The organism is Polaromonas sp. P1_E3 (assembly GCF_056405935.1).
This window is the reverse complement of record NZ_JBFUBD010000775.1, coordinates 1-724: the sequence shown is the minus strand read 5'-3', so window position 1 is coordinate 724 and position 724 is coordinate 1. Positions and strand designations below refer to the sequence as shown.

The 724-nt window shown below is 58.0% G+C and carries 1 protein-coding gene; it reads right to left on the bottom strand.

Translation table 11 applies throughout. The annotated features are described in order from the left end of the window. A partial coding sequence (locus AC1D0Z_RS23465) for a hypothetical protein (RefSeq protein WP_477660520.1) occupies window positions 1-442 on the bottom strand: 442 nt, incomplete at its 3' end. Window positions 443-724 lie beyond the last annotated feature (282 nt).

Here is a 724-nt window from a genome sequence, read left to right as displayed (position 1 = left end):
GGATGTCGCGGTATTGGGGGAACAGGGATACCGCAGACACCGGTTTTCCCGCCAGCACGTCCTCAAGGTAATGCGCCAGGGAAAAACCGGCAAGTTCGATCTTGGCTGCGGCATCCGGCGTGCATTGGGCCGGCGTCTGGATGAATTTTTGCACGGCCGCTTCCATCGCCCGCAACACCAGGGCAGGCGCACTCATGCCAACCATCTCCAGCGCGCCGACTGCCTGGTGCAACTGCTGGCGGGCAATGCGCAACTGGCCGGCGTCGAGTGCGGCAAGATCAGAGTTGCTGACGCCTTCGGCCTCCCGCAAAAAGCGTTTCAGGGCTTTGTTGGAGCCTTCCAATGACTTGCCCAGTTCTTCCAGCACCCACGCCAGCGGTCCGAGGTCCAGGAGCGTCATGTCGAGCTCGGCGGGTGATGAGTTCAGATCGTGTGGTTGCATAAGTGGCATGCCGGTGAGTGAGTCAAGGGTCGGGGTCAAGTGTCAGTCGGTGCGTCTTCAAAGACCAGCACGCATTCTTAGCATTCTTAATATGCAGCGCGACTCGCCGGAGTCTATCCGTGTACTTGTTGTTACAAAAGGGGGTAAGTCGCCCTAGCGCGACACCTTTTCATCAATATTTTTGGCGGCGTGACAGCGCCTTGGCCTGGTTCTCATTTGTACGCCAGACCCACATGCAACCTAATCACTTATGCGACTTGGCCGTCGGTCTGTCTGCTATTC